The organism is Pseudomonas sp. FP1154 (assembly GCF_030687245.1).
Lineage (GTDB): Bacteria > Pseudomonadota > Gammaproteobacteria > Pseudomonadales > Pseudomonadaceae > Aquipseudomonas > Aquipseudomonas rhizophila.
The window spans coordinates 3771402-3787327 of the sequence record NZ_CP117465.1 but is presented as its reverse complement, the minus strand read 5'-3'; the positions used below and the strand labels follow the sequence as shown (position 1 = coordinate 3787327).

The 15926-nt window shown below is 60.8% G+C and carries 17 protein-coding genes and 1 pseudogene; 12 read left to right on the top strand and 6 right to left on the bottom strand.

The genetic code is table 11. The features are described 5' to 3' along the window. Positions 1-80: 80 nt before the first annotated feature. Complete coding sequence (gene gudD / locus PSH91_RS16920) at positions 81-1424, bottom strand: glucarate dehydratase (protein WP_139049631.1); 1344 nt, start codon at positions 1422-1424, stop codon at positions 81-83. Positions 1425-1728: 304 nt separating this feature from the next. Between gudD and PSH91_RS16915 the strand changes: the two genes are divergently transcribed. Continuing rightward, entirely contained in the window at positions 1729-2442 is a 714-nt protein-coding gene (locus tag PSH91_RS16915) for a FadR/GntR family transcriptional regulator (protein WP_047227777.1), read from the top strand. Between the two features lie 249 nt (positions 2443-2691). Here the strand turns inward: PSH91_RS16915 and PSH91_RS16910 are convergent, their stop codons facing one another. The 3 genes and pseudogenes from PSH91_RS16910 to PSH91_RS16900 form a co-directional block, all read right to left on the bottom strand. Next, the gene (locus PSH91_RS16910) at positions 2692-3873 is read right to left on the bottom strand and encodes an acetyl-CoA C-acetyltransferase (RefSeq protein ID WP_047227778.1); all 1182 of its coding nucleotides are present in this window, start codon (positions 3871-3873) and stop codon (positions 2692-2694) included. An 11-nt stretch (positions 3874-3884) separates the two neighbouring features. Further along, positions 3885-4550, bottom strand: coding sequence for a CoA transferase subunit B (locus PSH91_RS16905; RefSeq protein ID WP_003180355.1), 666 nt, complete (start codon positions 4548-4550; stop codon positions 3885-3887). A gap of 35 nt (positions 4551-4585) precedes the next feature. Further along, a pseudogene (locus tag PSH91_RS16900) lies at positions 4586-5286 on the bottom strand (CoA transferase subunit A). A 167-nt stretch (positions 5287-5453) separates the two neighbouring features. On the opposite strand from PSH91_RS16900, the gene PSH91_RS16895 reads away from it, so the two are divergent. Beyond that, a complete protein-coding gene (locus PSH91_RS16895; RefSeq protein WP_281460025.1) occupies positions 5454-6356 on the top strand; it encodes a LysR family transcriptional regulator in 903 nt (300 codons plus the stop codon). Positions 6357-6476: 120 nt separating this feature from the next. Here PSH91_RS16895 and PSH91_RS16890 read toward each other — a convergent pair whose 3' ends face one another. Then, positions 6477-7316, bottom strand: coding sequence for an NAD-dependent protein deacetylase (locus PSH91_RS16890; RefSeq protein ID WP_173406783.1), 840 nt, complete (start codon positions 7314-7316; stop codon positions 6477-6479). Positions 7317-7562: 246 nt separating this feature from the next. Between PSH91_RS16890 and PSH91_RS16885 the strand changes: the two genes are divergently transcribed. The 10 genes from PSH91_RS16885 (at position 7563) to PSH91_RS16840 (ending at position 15719) form a co-directional block, all read left to right on the top strand. Continuing rightward, positions 7563-7826 (top strand): hypothetical protein, encoded by a 264-nt coding sequence (locus PSH91_RS16885; protein ID WP_047227782.1) that lies wholly within the window; start codon positions 7563-7565, stop codon positions 7824-7826. Between the two features lie 41 nt (positions 7827-7867). Further along, a complete protein-coding gene (locus PSH91_RS16880; RefSeq protein WP_047227783.1) occupies positions 7868-8062 on the top strand; it encodes a metallothionein in 195 nt (64 codons plus the stop codon). Positions 8063-8353: 291 nt separating this feature from the next. Further along, on the top strand, positions 8354-8668 hold the full coding sequence (locus tag PSH91_RS16875) for a general stress protein (protein ID WP_047227784.1): 315 nt from the start codon (positions 8354-8356) through the stop codon (positions 8666-8668). A gap of 331 nt (positions 8669-8999) precedes the next feature. Beyond that, positions 9000-9881: a manganese catalase family protein gene (locus PSH91_RS16870; RefSeq protein WP_047227785.1), complete on the top strand. Its 882-nt coding sequence runs from the start codon at positions 9000-9002 to the stop codon at positions 9879-9881. A gap of 109 nt (positions 9882-9990) precedes the next feature. After that, the gene (locus tag PSH91_RS16865; protein WP_047227786.1) at positions 9991-10920 is read left to right on the top strand and encodes a ZIP family metal transporter; all 930 of its coding nucleotides are present in this window, start codon (positions 9991-9993) and stop codon (positions 10918-10920) included. A gap of 249 nt (positions 10921-11169) precedes the next feature. Continuing rightward, positions 11170-11826: a hypothetical protein gene (locus PSH91_RS16860; RefSeq protein ID WP_107322635.1), complete on the top strand. Its 657-nt coding sequence runs from the start codon at positions 11170-11172 to the stop codon at positions 11824-11826. Next, positions 11823-12254 carry a phage holin family protein gene (locus PSH91_RS16855; protein WP_076384020.1) on the top strand — a complete coding sequence of 144 codons (432 nt, stop codon included), beginning with the start codon at positions 11823-11825 and terminating at the stop codon, positions 12252-12254. The genes PSH91_RS16860 and PSH91_RS16855 overlap by 4 nt, the downstream gene beginning before the upstream one ends. Continuing rightward, positions 12251-13051: a DUF3618 domain-containing protein gene (locus PSH91_RS16850; RefSeq protein WP_047227789.1), complete on the top strand. Its 801-nt coding sequence runs from the start codon at positions 12251-12253 to the stop codon at positions 13049-13051. Before PSH91_RS16855 ends, PSH91_RS16850 begins: the two co-directional genes overlap by 4 nt. Positions 13052-13177: 126 nt before the next feature. Next, on the top strand, positions 13178-14584 hold the full coding sequence (locus tag PSH91_RS16845) for a saccharopine dehydrogenase C-terminal domain-containing protein (RefSeq protein WP_076384021.1): 1407 nt from the start codon (positions 13178-13180) through the stop codon (positions 14582-14584). Between the two features lie 130 nt (positions 14585-14714). After that, entirely contained in the window at positions 14715-15719 is a 1005-nt protein-coding gene (locus PSH91_RS16840; RefSeq protein WP_223194382.1) for a hypothetical protein, read from the top strand. 8 nt (positions 15720-15727) lie between these two features. Here the strand turns inward: PSH91_RS16840 and PSH91_RS16835 are convergent, their stop codons facing one another. Next, positions 15728-15922 (bottom strand): hypothetical protein, encoded by a 195-nt coding sequence (locus PSH91_RS16835; protein ID WP_047227792.1) that lies wholly within the window; start codon positions 15920-15922, stop codon positions 15728-15730. Positions 15923-15926: the final 4 nt, after the last annotated feature.

The following is a 15926-nucleotide window of genomic DNA, read 5'->3' as shown; positions in this document are numbered from 1 at the left end:
CGGTTGCGATGTTGGATGTGCCGCCTTCATCGCGAGCAGGCTCGCTCCCACCTGGATAGGTGCTCAGCCAGAAGGTTCGTTCAGCGCACCAGGCACGGCTGCTTGTTGTTGAACGTCCAGCCCGGAATCAGATACTGCATTGCGACCGCATCATTACGTGCGCCAAGCCCCATCCCTTTGTACAGTTCATGAGCCTTGGCCAATTGGTCGGTGTCCAGCTCGATCCCCAGTCCCGGTTTTTTCGGCACCTGCACGCAGCCACCCTGGATCTGCAACGGAGCCTTGGTCAGCCGCTGCCCATCCTGCCAGATCCAGTGCGTGTCGATCGCCGTGATGTCACCCGGTGCGGCCGCAGCTACGTGGGTGAACATCGCCAGGGAAATGTCGAAGTGGTTGTTGGAGTGCGAGCCCCAGGTCAGGCCCCATTCGTTGCACATCTGCGCCACTCGAACGGAACCTTGCATGGTCCAGAAGTGTGGGTCGGCCAGGGGAATGTCCACCGACTGCAAGGTGATGGCATGGCCCATTTCGCGCCAATCGGTGGCGATCATGTTAGTGGCGGTTTTAAGACCGGTGGCGCGGCGGAACTCGGCCATCACCTCACGGCCCGAATAACCGTTCTCGGCACCACAAGGATCTTCGGCGTATGCCAAGACCTTGTGCTGGTCCCGGCAGAGGCGGATGGCCTCCTTGAGTGACCAGGCGCCGTTCGGGTCCAGGGTGATACGTGCCTGAGGGAAGCGTTCGGCCAGGGCGGTGACGGCTTCGATTTCTTCGTCGCCCTTGAGCACGCCGCCCTTGAGCTTGAAGTCCTGGAAGCCGTAACGCGAATGAGCGGCTTCGGCCAGGCGCACCACGGCGTCGGCGTCCAGGGCTTTTTCGTGGCGTACGCGGAACCAGTCGTTGTCGGCGTCCGGCTCGCTGCGGTAGGGCAGGTCAGTTTGCTGGCGATCACCCACATAAAACAGATAACCGAGCATTTTCACTTCATCACGCTGCTGGCCTTCGCCGAGCAGGGCGGCTACCGGTACATCCAGGTGCTGGCCCAGCAGGTCCAGCAACGCCGCTTCCAGGCCGGTGACCGCGTGGATGGTGATGCGCAGGTCGAACGTCTGCAAGCCACGACCACCGGCATCCCGGTCGGCGAAGGCCTGGCGTACGGTGTTGAGAATCTTCTGATAGGTGCCGATGGGGCTGCCGACCACCAGCGAGCGGGCGTCTTCGAGGGTCTGGCGAATGCGCTCGCCGCCGGGCACTTCGCCCACGCCGGTGTGGCCGGCGTTGTCTTTGAGAATGACGATGTTGCGGGTAAAGAACGGGCCATGGGCGCCACTGAGATTCAGCAGCATGCCGTCATGACCGGCCACCGGCACGACCTGCATGCTGGTGATGATGGGGGCTTTGGTGGCTTCTTGGGTCTGCATGTTTTTCCCACTCGTTGTTTTTATGCGGGGCATCGCAGGAGGGCGATGTTGATAGACATCATATAACTTGATTTTTTTATCTTACAAGGGAGGCTGGTCGGTTTTTTTGGATGGTTTGCCTTAAAAAACTCGGAAATACCTTTATTTGCTGGATTTTTTAGCAAGGAAAAGAAACATGGGGAAGATCAGTTTAGCGCTGGCGGAACCGTTCGATGACTGAGATGATTGCACTTGTCATACAAGCTAAGGGCCGTGGAGTTTTTACCTCACGGCCCGCCTGCTCCGTTTCGAGGACCCACGGCCCATGCACCCAGACATCGAGGCAACGCCGCGCAAACGCACCCACAACCTGGCCCATGACCTGGTGGCGAAGCTAAGCCAGAGCATTTTGCTGGGGCAGTTGAAACCGGGGGAAAAACTGCCGTCGGAAGGTGCCATTGTGCAGGCCCATGGTGTCAGCCGCACGGTGGTGCGCGAGGCGATATCCAAGCTGCAGGCCTCGGGGCTGGTGGAAACTCGCCACGGCATCGGCACCTTTGTGCTGGAGCAGACCGGTGAGCCGGGCCTGAGGCTCAATGTCGACACCGCCGCAGGTGTGCGGGGGATCTTGGAACTGCGCCTGGGCCTGGAAACCCAGGCAGCGGCCCTGGCGGCCTTACGGCGCAATGAACGCCAACTGCAGCAGATGCGCCAGGCCCTGGATGATTACCAGCGGTTGCTCAGCAATAACGACAGTTGCGTCGACGCCGACCGGCGCTTTCATTTGCTCATCGCTGAAGCCACGGACAACACCTGTTTTGTCGAAATCATGCAGCACCTGGGCAGTGCGATGATTCCCCGAACCCGGGTGAACGTGGTCGAACGCGGTCAAGCGGACCTGGGGAAACTGGCGCAGTTGGCTAATTTGGAGCACGAGGCCATTTTCAATGCCATCAAACGCCAGGACCCGGACGCCGCCCGCGCCGCCATGTGGCTGCACCTGACCAACAGTCGCGACCGGTTTGGCGCGGGGGCCTGAAGGCTCATCGTCGCCTGACCCACCGCCATCGCGAGCAGGCTCGCTCCCACAATGGATCGGTGGTGGACGCCAATCTTGCAACCGCCCGAGATCCCTGTGGGAGCGAGCCTGCTCGCGATGAGGCCGGCAGATCATGCTCAAAACCAGCAGGCAAAAAAAACCGGCGCAACCCAGGTTGCGCCGGTTGTGTTGCCAGTGGATGGGCGGATGTTCGTGGGTCCGCTCAACCACTGTTGAACCCTTTGCCGGTTACGCTCGTTCCAGCGCCAAGGCCACGCCTTGACCGCCGCCGATGCACAGCGTGGCGAGGCCTTTCTTGGCGTCGCGCTTGATCATTTCATGGAGCAGCGACACCAGCACTCGGCAACCCGAAGCACCGATCGGGTGGCCCAGGGCGATGGCGCCGCCATTGACGTTGACCTTTTCCATGTCCCATTTCAGCTCTCTGGCCACGGCCAGTGACTGGGCGGCGAAGGCTTCGTTGGCTTCGATCAGGTCCAGTTGGTCCAAAGACCAGCCGGCCTTGTCCAGGCAGCGGCGGGTAGCCGACACCGGGCCGATGCCCATGATTGCCGGGTCTACCCCCGCATTGGCATAGGCGCTGATTTTCGCCAGTACCGGCAAGCCCAATGCCTTGGCTTTTTCCGCGCTCATCAGCAGCACGGCGGCGGCGCCATCGTTCAGCGACGAGGCATTGCCGGCGGTAACGCTGCCGTCCTTCTTGAACGCCGGCTTGAGCTTGCCCAGGGATTCAGCGGTGGTGCCGGCCCGGGGTTGTTCGTCGGTGGCGAAGGCCACAGGATCGCCTTTGCGCTGGGGAATCAGGATCGGCGTGATCTCATCAGCAAACCGGCCACCTTCAATCGCCGCCACGGCCTTCTGCTGGGAAGCGGCGGCAAAGGCGTCCTGCTCCTCGCGGCTGATCTCGTACTTGTCCACCAGGTTTTCGGCGGTGATGCCCATGTGGTAATCGTTGAACGCATCCCACAGACCATCGGTAATCATGCTATCGATCATCTGCGCATGGCCCATGCGCAGGCCAGTGCGGGCAGCCGGCAGTACGTACGGAGCCAGGCTCATGTTTTCCATGCCGCCGGCAATGATCACCTCGGCATCGCCACAGCGGATCGCCTGGGCACCCAGGTGCAAGGCCTTGAGCCCCGAGCCGCAGACCTTGTTCAGGGTCAGCGCCGGCACCGCGTGGGGTAGGCCGGCGAGGATCGACGCCTGGCGCGCCGGATTTTGTCCGGAACCTGCGGTCAGCACTTGGCCAAGAATCACTTCATCGACCTGCTCGCCGGACAAACCGGTCTGTTCCAGCAACCGACGAATCACCGCGGCACCGAGTTGCGGTGCGGGAATGGAGGCCAGCGAACCCTGGAAACTGCCAATGGCGGTACGGGTGGCGGCGACAATCACGACTTCTTGCATCGAATCTCTCCTCACTGGGCAGCGAACTGCATTTCAGGCACGTGGTCCGGCACGATCAGTTTGCCGGCAGTCTTGGCGACGATTTCCTCGACGCTGACGCCTGGGGCACGTTCTTTGAGAATGAAGGCGCCGTCCTGGATTTCCAGGTAGGCCAGGTCGGTCAGCACGCGCTTGATGCAACCGGCACCGGTCAGCGGCAGGCTGCACCGGGGCAGCAGTTTCGACTCACCGTCCTTGGACGCGTGAGTCATGGTGACGATGATGTTCTCGGCACCGGCCACCAGGTCCATCGCGCCGCCCATGCCCTTGACCAGCTTGCCAGGGATCATCCACGAGGCAATGTTACCTTCCACGTCTACCTCGAAGGCGCCCAGCACGGTCAGGTCGATGTGCCCGCCACGGATCATGGCAAAGGATTCTGCCGAAGAGAAGATCGAGGCGCCGATACGTGCGGTGACGGTCTGCTTGCCGGCGTTGATCATGTCGGCATCGACCTCCGCTTCGGTAGGGAACGCGCCCATGCCGAGCAGGCCGTTTTCCGACTGCAGCATGACTTCCATGCCTTCGGGGATGTAGTTGGCGACCAGGGTCGGAATGCCGATGCCCAGGTTCACGTAGTAGCCGTCCTGCATTTCGCGGGCGACGCGTTGAGCCATTTGTTCGCGGGAAAGTGCCATGTTGTTATTCCTTCATTCGGGCCGGGGGCAGGGGATCACTTACGCACGGTGCGCTGTTCGATGCGCTTTTCGAACGTGCCGCAAATGATCCGGTCGACGTAGATGCCTGGGGTATGGATCTGCGTCGGGTCCAGCTCGCCCGGTTCGACGATTTCTTCGACTTCAACCACGGTGATCTTGCCGGCTGTGGCCGCCAACGGGTTGAAATTCTGGGCGGTATGGCGATAGACCACGTTGCCGAAATGGTCGGCTTTCCAGCCTTTGACGATGGCGAAGTCGCCGGTGATGGATTCTTCCATCAGGTACTGGCGGCCATGGAATTCACGCACTTCCTTGCCTTCGGCCACTGGCGTGCCGACCCCGGTGGCGGTGAAGAAGGCCGGAATGCCCGCGCCGCCGGCGCGCATTTTTTCGGCGAGGGTGCCTTGCGGGGTGAGCACGACTTCGATTTCGCCGCTCAGCAGCTGCTTTTCGAAAAGAGCGTTTTCGCCGACGTAAGAGGCAACCACCTTGCGGATCTGCCGATCTTCCAGCAATACACCCAGACCGAAACCGTCGACGCCGCAGTTATTGGAAACCACGGTGAGGTCGCGGATACCCTTGCGCTTGATCTCGGCGATCAGGTTCTCCGGGGGATGCCGCAGAGGCCGAAGCCGCCAGCGATCACCGTCATGCCGTCTTGCAAGCCTTCCAGCGCTTCTTCGTAGCTACTCACACGTTTGTCGAAACCTGCCATAGACACCTCTTTTATTCTTGATGGGGTCGCAATGAAACGCAGTGTTGCGCCAAGTCATATATTTGTTAAGTTGATTTTTAGGTTGGATTGATTGATAAAACTCACTAATTGCCGATATCCGTTTGCGGCTTGAAACTGACCGCTTGCCGCCGGGAGCACAGCGACCCATGACCCTCAAGCAAATCCGCGCTTTTCTCGCCGTGGCCCAAAGCCTGAGCTTCGCCGTGGCCTGCGAGCGGCTGCACCTGTCCCAGTCGGCCCTGAGCCTGACCATCAAGGCCTTGGAAGAAGGCTTGGGCGGGCGTCTGTTCAGTCGCAATACTCGCAACGTGGCGCTGACGCCTGAAGGCGAATCGCTGCTGCCCCTGGCCCGGCGCCTGGTTGCCGATTGGGACAACGCCGAGGATGAAATGCGCCAACGCTTCACCTTGCAACGCGGCCGCGTCACCTTGGCGGCAATGCCGTCCTTTGCCGGCAACCTGCTGCCGCCGATCCTCAGGACCTTCCGCGCCCGCTATCCGAATGTCAACGTCACGGTCAACGATGTGATCAACGAACAGGTGCTGGAAATGGTTCGTGATCGGCACGTTGAACTGGGGGTCGCGTTCGAGCCGATGCAGAGCTCGTCGCTGGCCTTTACCCCGTTGTATCTGGACCGCTTCGTCGCGGTGGTGCCGCTGGACTCGCCACTGGCGCAGCGCAGTGAGATCCAGTGGCAGACGCTGCTGGAGCAGCCGTTTATCACGCTGCAAAGGCCCTCCACCGTGCGGGTGATGCTGGAGGAGCATTTGCAAAACCGAGGCATGAAACTGCCGGTGGAATTCGAGAGCCATCAGTTGGCGACAGTTGGACGGATGGTCGCCAGCGGGTTGGGGGTGAGTGCGGTCCCGGCGCTGTGTGTCGGGCAGATGCATGAGCTGGGCGCCCGCTGCATCACCCTCAGCGATCCAGTGATAGAACGGGCCATCGGTGTGCTGACCAAGCCGGGGCATGAACTGTCGGCGGCGGCGCAGGCGTTGTTCGATACGCTCAGGGATCAGGACATCGGTGCGCAGTTGACCACGCGGTAAACCACGGTTCCCTTGTGGGAGCGAGCCTGCTCGCGATAGCGGCGGCACATCCAGCATAGAGGCTAGTTGAACCAGCGCAATCGCGAGCAGGCTCGCTCCCACAGGGGGGCTGCGGTGCTGTTAGAACTGGCGTTGAGTCAGCAGCGGCAGCAGTTGCTCACAAGGCTCTTCAAGCTTGAGATCCAGCAACTCGTCGGCCCGTGTCTTGCCCCGGTTGATCGCCAGCAGCGGCTTGCCCCGTTCCTTGATCGCCCGGCACAGGCGAAACGCCGACCACGCCATCAGCGAGGAGCCCACCACCAGCAGGCCGTCCGCCTGTTCGACGGCTTGCATGGCGCGAGTGGCGGTGACGGCGGCGACGTTTTCGCCGAAAAACACCACGTCGGGTTTCAAGCGCTCGCCGTCGCAATGAGGGCAGCGGGGCACCTGGAAGCGCGCCTCGAACGCGGCATCCAGCAGGGTATCGCCGTCCGGCGCCTGAACCGCGTCGACACCGGCCAGGTAAGGATTCTGCGCTTGCATCAACAGCTGGATCTGCTGGCGCTCACTGTGCTGCTCGCAATCGAGGCACACCACCCGATGCAGGCTTCCGTGAAGTTCGATTACGTCGTGGCTGCCAGCCTGGTCATGCAGGGTGTCGACATTCTGGGTGATCAGGCCGCTGATGCGTTGGTGCGCCTGCAACATCGCCAACGCCTCGTGGGCCACGTTCGGCCGGGCCTGATGGACCCGCGGCCAGCCCAGCATCGCCCGCGCCCAGTAGCGCCGCCGTGCTTCGGGTTTGGCGAGAAACTCCTGGTACATCATGGGTTGCCGACCCCGTCGCACACCCTCGCTGTCCCGGTAGTCGGGAATGCCCGAAGGGGTGCTGATGCCGGCACCGGTGAGCACCAGAAAACGGCGCCCGGCCATATGCTCCAGCAATTGATCGATCGGTTGACGGTGAAAGTCGTCGGGCATAGAGGTCGCTCCGCTGGCCTGGAGTCGTTGAGGTTAGCATCGTGGTTCGTCGAGAGGGCGGTGGGAATGCCTTTCGTCGCACAGCGTTGTTGTTTCTTCAAACTTTCCCCGGTTGCGCGACATCCACCTCTATGAACGGCACTCAAAACTGTCGTGTTGCAATGCTGTGTCGACCCCAAGCGCTGAGTGTGAAAAATGCTGCCGCTGACGTGCTTCGGCATTTAACGCACCGAGAAGAGGAGGCGTATGAAACAGACCACCGGTGAAGTACGGGCCATCAATCGACAGAGAGCAATGGTCGGTGTGTACGTCGAGGAGGAAGACAACCACACAGTCCTTGAGCTCGATTCCGCCAACGACATCGATATTGGTGACGTCATGGAGTGGGACAGTGGCAAGGCCTTGGGCACCCAGTCTTATCGCAACCTGACCAAAGGCTGGACCGCCGAGGTTTATGTGGCGAACCATGGCGTTGCGGCGGCGAACCTTGAGGTTCAATTGCTGGTGTGATCCTGACGACAGCTTTAAAACCGGAACCCAGGAGAACGAACATGAGCGAGTTAAAGTGCGGTTGCCCCGATTGCCAATGCGATGTGGACCCGCAACAGGTGTTCAATCGCGATGGCGAGGCCTATTGCAGTCAAGCCTGCGCCGACCAACATCCAAACGGTGAACCTTGTCCGGCACCGGATTGCCATTGCGAACGCAGCGGCAAGAATGGCGGGCCAGACATGGATGGCAATTAACGGGATGAAGCGCTGGAGGACACCTTTGCGCCCAGCTATCCCATTTCATCCTGAATATAAACCGAGATTGCGGCCCGCTAACGATGGGTATCGCTCAAGTTGAGTAGTTGAATTCATTATTGGGCGTCATTTCTTTGAAAGGCCGTTGTAACTCGACGCCGCAGTGAGAGTGTGGGATTGCATGAGCCGTTCGTCGCTGTTTTCAAGATGTGTTTAAAACCTTGTCGGCGCCAGACTTTCAGATTGTTAGGAGTCAGCAGGTTCGCAACATCAACTAACGAGGTGAATGAAATGGCTAACACAGGAAATAAGAATCCTGGCAATTTCGCTAACGATCGTGAAAAGGCATCGCAAGCGGGGAAGAAGGGCGGCCACGTGTCAGGTGGTAACTTCGCGAATGATCCGCAGCGCGCATCCGAGGCCGGGCGCAAGGGGGGGCAAGCTTCGGGCGGCAATTTTGCCAATGACCCGGAACGAGCCGCCGCCGCCGGCCGAAAAGGTGGCCAAGCCTCGGGTGGCAATTTTGCCAAAGACCCTGAGCGGGCCTCCGAGGCCGGTCGAAAGGGCGGTCAGGCATCCGGCGACAACGTTACCAGCGACCGCTAGACAGTTTCCGAAACAAGTCAAAAAGGCCCTGGAAACAGCCAGGATCATGGGCGCAACTCTGAATACTCAATGACGTTACGGGCCCTGTGTTAATCGCATGGGGCCTGTCGGATTTATATACAACGGGATCGCGGCAAGGAATGTCTTCAAGCGTGAGGGGAGGGTAAGTTGTTCAGTTACCTGGCATTTCTGCAAGTGCGCCTTACCGATTACCGTTCGTCTCGTTTATTAAATAAAAGATAAATTTTAACTGTTTAACTTCTTCAGATTTTCTGTGGGCCTGCTCCCGGCAGTGTCCCTTTGGCTTGTGTCCTGAACGAGGAGTTTCATCATGTTCTTACATAACAAAAGACTGCAGTACACCGTACGTGTCGCCGAGCCTAACCCAGGGCTGGCTAATCTGTTGCTTGAACAGTTCGGCGGTGCCCAGGGCGAGTTGGCGGCGGCGTCGCGCTACTTCACCCAGGCCCTGTCCGAGGATGATCCCGGCCGCAAGGATTTGTTGATGGACATTGCCACCGAAGAGCTCAGTCATCTGGAGGTGATCGGCTCGATCATCGTGATGCTCAATAAAGGCGCCAAGGGCCGAATGGCCGAGGGTGTGGAAAAGGAAGGCCAGCTGTACCGGGACATCAACGGTGCCGGCAACGACTCTCACATCACCAGCCTGCTTTATGGCGCCGGTTCCCCGCTGACCAATTCGGCCGGTGTACCTTGGACAGCCGCTTACGTCGACACCATAGGTGAGCCGACAGCGGACATGCGGTCCAACATCGCCGCCGAGGCACGGGCGAAAATCATCTATGAGCGCCTGATGAATCTCACCGATGATCCTGGGGTAAAAGAAGCGCTGGGCTTTTTGATGACCCGTGAAATCGCGCACCAGATGTCCTTCGAGAAAGCCCTGCACTCGATCCAGCCGAATTTCCCTCAAGGTAAACTGCCAGGCATGCCAGAGTTCACCAACGTGTACTTCAACATGTCCCAAGGCGAGCCTTCGGTGCGTGGCCCATGGAACCAGGGCGATGAGTGGGAATTCGTCGAGAACCCAACGCCGGCGGTGGATGGCGGCGATGGTCTGGCGAGTGTGCAACTGAGCAAGAAAGACGAAGCGCTGCTGATGGACATGAAGGCGCGGACCATGTCCAACCCGGAAAGCGACCCCATGACAGGTGCCGACTTGGGTTCAGGGATGCAAGGTGACAAACTGTAGGAAACCGGCGAGGGGGCCTGGCTCCTTCGCCTGAAAATTGCGTTTGAGCGGACCCCTCGTTGGGGGAACGATCAGACATGACCTGGCGCAAAACCAGTAAGGATATTCGATGGACCAGCCCACCTCCCGGATCCGATCACCCTGGCGTACCTGGCTGGATCCTGTGCAAAACAACCTGCTGCTGGGGGTAAGCTTCTGGCTGGGGCTGGCGGTGATCGCCGCGCTGTTGCTCTACAGCGGTTACAACGCATTGGTGGGGGCCGACCGGCACAACCTGGGCTACGCCGTTCTGGGCGGCACCGCCGGTTTCGCCGCCACGGCGCTGGGCGCGTTGATGGCGGTGGTGCTGCGTGATATCTCCTCGCGGACCCAGGACATCATGCTCGGTTTTGCCGCGGGCATGATGCTCGCCGCCAGTTCGTTTTCGCTGATCCTGCCGGGTATCGAAGCGGCACAAAGTATCGTGGGCAATCAACTGCTCGCCGCGTTTGTCGTTGTGGTCGGCCTGGGTCTGGGCGTGCTCCTGATGATCGGCCTTGACCGTTTCGTGCCCCACGAACATGAAGTGAGTGGCCGGCGCGGTCCGCAATCGGAACGCATCAACCGTGTCTGGTTGTTCGTGCTCGCCATCACCTTGCACAATTTGCCCGAGGGCATGGCCATCGGCGTCAGTTTTGCTAACGGTGATCTGCGGGTCGGCATGCCCCTGACCACTGCCATTGCGATCCAGGACATCCCCGAAGGGCTTGCCATCGCCATGGCGCTGCGAGTCACCGGGATCAGTGCGCTGCGTGCCGCGCTGATCGCGGTGGGCTCGGGGCTGATGGAGCCACTGGGCGCGGTGATCGGGCTGGGCATGTCTTCGGGCGTGGCCGTGGCGTATCCCATTAGCCTGGGGCTGGCGGCGGGGGCCATGATCTTCGTGGTGTCCCACGAAGTGATTCCGGAAACCCACCGCAACGGCCACGAAACGCCAGCCACGCTGGGGTTGATGATGGGGTTTGCGGTGATGATGTTCCTCGACACGGCACTGGGTTAGCAGGCCGTCGAGCACTGAACCACGAAGGGTATCAGCAGGATCGAAATCGGGCCTGGCGAATGCGCCAGGGCCCGATTTTTTTGTGCCCGCAGACAAACCAGCGGCCTGTGATACCGCACGGCGTCCCGCAGTGAAACTCGTTTGAACTACGCCTCAACCTGCTCCGTCATCTGTACTGAGAGGCACGTAGTCGGGCACCCCTCGGGGCTTCCCGGTATCGAGTATTCATCACGGAGGCGATGGGCAGACATGACTATCCCGGACAACAACCCCGAGCGAGAAAACGGCACGTCGGGCCAGGCCCGACCCGAGGATCACCTGAACCACATCAAGGAGGACGTGAGCGAGGCCATAGGCAGCGCTCGTGAGCAGGCCGATGCGCATTTCGGCCAATACCGCGATACGGCAGCGGATCAGATCGATGCACTGGCGCGTGGTGCCAAGTCAGCCGTGTCGGAAATCGAAGCCAACGACACCCTGGGCCTGTCCCACTATCTGGCAGACATGGCCGATTCGATGAGCGGCCTGTCCAGCAAATTACGCCACATGAGCGCCGAGCAATTGCTGCACGATGGTTCTCGACTGGCTCGGGAAAACCCGGGTCTGTTCCTGGTCGGCAGCGTAGCGGTGGGGTTTGGCCTGTCGCGGTTTCTGAAGGCCGGCAGCTCGCCTGTCCCGGCCGAAGTAGTCGATCCCGCCGCCGGCCACTCAAGCCCGCCAAGCGGAGGATTTGCCGCCCGTGGACCCTTTGATCCGAACCCGGATCCTATCGCACCGGGCGTCAATTCTGCCGGCGGCCACGCCACCGCCAGCACTCCCGCTGCGTCCGGCACCCAGGACCAGCCCAGTGATGCCACTACCGGCTCGTTGCCCGGTTCGGCCAATACCCGAGGAGAATTGCAATGAACCGACCAGACCCAGATATTCAGCGTCCCGTCGGGACGTCGGTGCCCGATAACGATGCGTCAGTGATGGGGCTGTTAAAGCAATTGACCCATGAAGTCCCATCGCTCTTTACCAAGGAGCTGGCGCTGGCCAAGGCCGAATTCCAAGCGAGCCTGAACACTTTGAAAGCGGGTATCGCCGGGGTGGCCGGTGGTGCGATGGTGCTGCTGGCCGGTTTCATTATCCTGCTGATGGCGGTGGTCTACGGCTTGAGCACGATCATGCAGCCCTGGCTCGCAGCGTTGATCGTCGGCGCAGTGGTCATGATCATTGGTTTCATCATGGTGCAGTCGGGCAAGAAGCAATTCGAACCGTCCCACTTCAAGCCTGAGCGAACGCTCGATGCGTTGAACAAAGACCAGGAAGCCCTGCGGAGGAAAGTCTCATGAAGGATGAATTCAAAACCGAATCCCAGAAGAGCCCGGAAACCATCGAGCGCGAGATCGACGAGCAACGGGCCCACATCAGCCATATCGTCGACGCCCTGGGCAGCAAGTTCACGCCGGGGCAGATGCTCGACCAGGCGCTGACCCTGGCCAAAGGCAACGGGTCGCAGTTTTTTGGCAACCTGGGTACCACCGTGCGCAACAACCCAGTGCCCACCGTGCTGACCACCGTGGGGCTGTGCTGGCTGATGCTGGGTCAGAACCGTCCGCCACGGGTCGGTTATCGCGTCGGGCCGGACCAGGATGCCAGCGGCTGGAGCGAAGGGCTTGCCGGTGGCCTGGACAGTGCCAAGGAGCATCTGCACAGCACCACCGACTCGTTGCGCGACGGGTTTCATCATCTCAAGGACAAGGCTTCGCATCTGGCCGACGGTTTGGGCGCCAGCGCCAGCCATGCCCGGAGCAAAGCTCACGAGACGGGTGAGCGCGTGGCCCATGGCTCGCAGGACCTGGGTGATCAATTCAGCCGTCTGCTCAAGGAGCAACCGTTGATGATGGCGGCCGCGGGAATCGCGCTGGGCGCCATGCTCGGCGCCGCACTGCCCAGTACTGCCACTGAGCAGCGGGTGATGGGCAAGACCAGCGCCGATCTGGCCGACAAGGCCAGGCAAGCGGCACGCGAGGGGTATGCAACGGTGCGCGATAGCGTGAGCAAGACCACCGAGCATCGTGACGAAACTTCACCGCGTGCTCAGGCGCGTTCCGGTACGGACCTGTCTGAGGGGCTGGGCACGTCTTAAGTTGAACGCGGTCCACGGCGCAGGGCCGGCAACGCCTGCGCCGGGTGCCTGTCGAGCCTGACAGTAGCCAAAGTCCGGTGACCGGTATTTCATGGCTCCATCGTCAACGTTCCGGGGAGACTGCACATGAAGCACCGGGTCAGGTTTTCGGGCCATCTGATCTTCATCGGATTTGGCTCCATTACCCGGGCCACGCTGCCGCTGCTGTTGCGGCAGGATCACGTCCCGGTCAATCAGATCACGGTCATTGCGCCCGTGATCGAGAAAAATATCTGGTTCAAGGAGCGGGGCATTTGCTTTGTCCGCAAAGCGCTGACTGAACACACCTTCACGCAGACCCTGGACCGCTTCATCAAACCTGGCGACTTCATCGTCAACCTGTCGGTGGAAGTCAGTTCGCTGGCCCTGATGACTTATGCCTTCGGCAAGGGCGCGCTGTACCTGGATACCTGCATTGAGCCTTGGGCCGGCGGCTACGATGACCCTTCATTGGATTTATCGCATCGCACCAATTACGCGTTGCGCTACCAGATGCTGGGCCTGCGCAAAAAACTGGGCCATGGCCCGACCGCCGTCGTGGCCCATGGCGCCAACCCCGGTTTGATCACTCATCTGCTCAAGGCTGGCCTGGTGGAACTGGCCGTGCAATTGAACCATCGCTTGCCACAGAACCGCGAAGGCGTGGACTGGGCCAGGCTGTGCATGGAGACCGGCATCAAGGTGATTCATTTTGCCGAGCGCGACACTCAGCGCTCCAGCCGCCTCAAGCAGGACGATGAGTTCGTCAATACGTGGTCGGTGGAAGGCTTGATCAGCGAGGGCCACCAACCGGCCGAGTTGGGCTGGGGCACCCACGAGCGCACCTGGCCAACGTCTGCCAGGCGCCACCGCTTCGGCAGTCGCAATGCCATCTACCTCGAGCGCCCGAGCGCCACTGTGCCGGTCAAGACCTGGACACCGTTGGGCGGGCCGTGCCTGGGGCTGATGATCACCCATCACGAAACCGCCTCTACAGCGGATCTGCTAACACTCAAGGACCAGCAGAAACTGATCTATCGCCCCACACTGCATTACGCCTATCACCCGTGTAACGATGCCTTGCTGTCGATCCATGAGTTGATCGGTCGAGACTGGCAGAGCCAACAGCAGCAACGCATTCTCAACGGTGAAATCGACAGCATCGGAGCCGATGCGCTGGGCGTCTTGCTGATGGGGCATGAACTCAATGCCTACTGGTTCGGCTCGGTATTGACCATCGATGAAGCCCGGGCGCTCTTGCCCTTCAACAATGCCACCAGTTTGCAAGTGGCGGCGGGGGTTTTGTCGGGGATTGTCTGGGCGGTGGAAAACCCGGATCGCGGCATCGTCGAGCCAGAGCACATGGACTACGAACGTGTGCTGGAAGTGGCCAGGCCTTACCTCGGTACCTTGGTGGGCAAGCAGACCGACTGGAGGCCGACCGGCGCGGTGCACACGTGTTCCCTGGACGGGGCGGCGGATGATTGGCAGTTCGAGCATTTCACGCGGTTTTGAGCCGCCATCGCGAGCAGGCTCGCTCCCACATTGGTTTGTGTTTTTCCTCCAGGCCCGTGTTCCTCGCGACCTATACTCAACCCCGTGGATGACTTGACCTCGGGATGGCGCAATCGTGCGGCGTTCACTGATGCTGGCCGTTTTGTTGGTTCTGGCGGGGTGCGCCACGTCGCCGCGCGAGCAGCAGGTCGCCACCGTGGCGGTTTCCCAGGATACCTGGCGGCAGGTTGACCGGCAGATCGTCGCCGCGTCGAAAAGCGCTATCGAACAGGCCGGGCTCTACGCTCGTGGTTCGATGGAGCATTGGCGCCGGCTCGTGTATGAACGGACCGAGATTCAATTCATCCCCTGGTTCAGCAGCTACTGGACCCAGGAATGGCTGGCGGTGAAGGTCAGTTGGTATGCCGCCAGTGCCGAAGGCGAAGAGGACTCCGCGGCCAGACGTCTGGCGGTTTATCTGCAAGAGCAGTACCGCGAGCAGGTGCTGGCACCTGTGGCGGTGGAAATCGACCCCGAGGCGATCAGGGCCAACGCGACGGGCTACTACGTGCGCCTGCTCAATCAACAGGTCCAAGTGATTGCCCGCCAGCACCGAATCCCGCCGGAGCTGATGAGTCGGCGCCTGCACGGCATTCCTGCCATCAGCCTGGGGCCGCCAGCGGCGCGTAACGCCTCGTTGTATGAGATGGCGCATACCGAGCCCCTCAATACATTGCCGGCGTACGCCGCGCTGATCGACCACGTCAACAAAGCCGCTGTGACAGGTTCGGGGCCATCGGATGCGGTGATCGCCACGGTGGCACAACGCACCAGTGAAAAAATCGAAGCGCAATTCGCCACGCGAGGTGCGGCCGGTGCGGCGGCAGCCGTGGCCGGGAAAGCGGCGGGGGCGTTGATCTCAGTTGGCGTGGCGGGGATTCGCGCGATCATTCATGAGGGCGAGCGTCCGGAAATGGAGACTCAAATCCGCAAGAGCCTCAGCGCAGCGTTCGACGAAGCCTGGTTCCAGTCGCTCAAGCATCCCCTCAGCGGGGTGATGGCACCGGTGTACTACCTGGCCGAGGAAATCGAAGGCAGCCTGGTGGCGGCGGACCTGGCCAATCGCGCGGTGGAGTTGCCAGCCATCAAACCGTGACGGACGGTTCATTCTGCCCCGAGGGTGACGCGGCAACCCTTGCGATGACGGATCTGTTCGTCCGAGGGCCGCTCCTTGATGAATTCGAAGCGCGGCTCTCCTTCGCTGTAGATCACCAGCCAGCCCCATTCCAGCTCACTTTCATCTTGACCGGGTCTGGGGGGCGAGGCCCACCAGGGTTCCTTCTGCATGATCTGTCGCATCGAT